Consider the following 1,948-nt stretch of genomic DNA (forward strand, 5'->3'; position numbering starts at 1 on the left):
ACTGCTGCACGCAACCATCGCTGGGGAACTCACCGGTGGCCGGGGTCCACTCGTGCAGCAACTGGTGCTGCTCGGCAACGCCCAGCAGCGGCAGGTCCCCCAGGCGCTGGCGTGGCTGCTGGACAATGCCCTGCAGCAACTGCACCCAGGACTGGGCCAGACGCTCGATGGTGGAGGCCTCGAACAGGTCGGAGGCATAGGTCAGGGAGGCCCAGAGGCCATCCTCGGATTCGAAGGTATCCAGGGTCAGGTCGAACTGCGCGGCGCGCCCCTGCCAACTCAGGGTCTCGATGCTGAGGTCGTCCAGGCGCTGGCTCTGCCCGCCCTTCTTGACCGCGGTCTGGTGGTTGAACATTGCCTGGAACAGCGGGCTGTGGCTCAGGCTGCGCTCGGGGCGCAAGGCTTCCACCAACTGCTCGAAAGGCAAGTCCTGGTGGGACTGGGCCATCAGCGCGGTCTGCTTGACCTGCTGCAGGAAATCATTGAAGCCCAGTTGCCCGTCGACCTCGGCCTTGAACACCTGGGTATTGACGAAGAAGCCGATCAGGCGCTCGGTTTCCACCCGGTTGCGGTTGGCGGTCGGCACCCCGACGCGGATGTCCGCCTGGCCGCTGTAGCGGTGCAGCAGTACCTGGAACGAGGCCAGCAACAGCATGAACAGGGTCGCCCCTTCACGCTGGGCCAATTGCTTGAGGCCCAGGCGCAGCTCTTCCGGCAACGGGATATCCAGCAGCGCCCCCCGATAGCTCTGGATCGCCGGGCGCGGGTGGTCCAGCGGCAGCATCAGCAAGGGCTGCTCCCCGGCCAGTTGCTCCAGCCAGTAGCCCAGTTGCCGCTCACGCTCGCCGGCGTCCATCCACTGGCGCTGCCAGTTGGCATAGTCGGCGTATTGAATCGGCAGCTCCGGCAGGCTGACCGTGCGCCCCTGGCGGTAGCCGGCATAGAGCTGGATCAGCTCGTCGACCATCACCCCCATCGACCAGCCATCGGAAACGATGTGGTGCTGGGTCAGGACCAGCACATGCTCGTCTGCTGCCACCCGCAGCAATTTGGCCCGCAACAGCGGGCCATTGCGCAGATCGAAGGGCGGCTGGCTCTTGCTGTCGGTCAGGGCATGGACCTGGGCCTCATAGGACAGGCCGCCGGCGTGCAGTTCGATGACCTCGATGTCCAGCGGCGCCGGTGGGTGCACCACCTGCACCGCCGTGCCATCGTCTTCGGAAAAGGTAGTGCGCAGGGTTTCATGCCGGGCAATCAGGGTATCGAATGCATGGCGCAGCGCGTCGAGGTCCAGTTCTCCGGTCAAGCGCAGCGCCGTGGTGATGTGGTAGGCGGTGCTGTCGGGCTCCAGTTGCCAAAGGAACCACTGGCTTTCCTGGGTATAGGAGAGGACCGGCGCCTCGTCGGCGCCGCGGCTGCAGATAGGAGCGATACCAAAGAGGTTGATGCCCTTTTCTTTAAGCAAAATCGCCAGGGCTCTTCTTTCCTTGGAAGAAAGCGTGCCTACCGAGTCGATTAAAGCTTGCATGTACTACCTCGCCTAAGAAATTATTTTTTCAAGATCATCGGGAGATAAACGTTTGAGGGCCTCCAAAGATTTAGCCAATTCATCCTGCAGTGAAGAAGTTGTCTGCCGCAGGGCCTGAACCTTCTCGACAAAGGCCGCGAGGCTCTCCGCGCCGAACAGCGACTTGATGGGCATATCCACGCCAAACTGCTGCTTGACCCGAGTCACCACCTGAGCCACCAACAGGGAGTGGCCGCCCAGCTCGAAGAAGTTGTCGCTCATGCCCACCCGATCCAGCTTCAGCACATCGGCCCAGATCGCCGCGACCTGTTGCTCCAGCTCGCTCTGCGGCGCCACGTAGACTTGCTGCATCTGCTGGGCGTCGACCTTGGGCAGGGCCTTGCGATCGAGCTTGCCGTTGGGGGTCAGCGGCAACGCTTC

2 protein-coding genes are annotated in these 1,948 nt (G+C 63.0%); both read right to left on the minus strand.

Translation table 11 applies throughout. The annotated features are described in order from the left end of the window. Positions 1-1,528, minus strand: a 1,528-nt coding sequence (locus AC1RCO_RS31150; RefSeq protein WP_492618394.1) for a condensation domain-containing protein, incomplete at its 3' end; no start/stop codon positions are given. Positions 1,529-1,540: 12 nt separating this feature from the next. After that, on the minus strand, positions 1,541-1,948 hold a 408-nt coding region (locus AC1RCO_RS31155; RefSeq protein WP_445496852.1), incomplete at its 5' end, for a phosphopantetheine-binding protein.

It is taken from the genome of Pseudomonas sp. GW823-FHT03E05 (assembly GCF_058796855.1).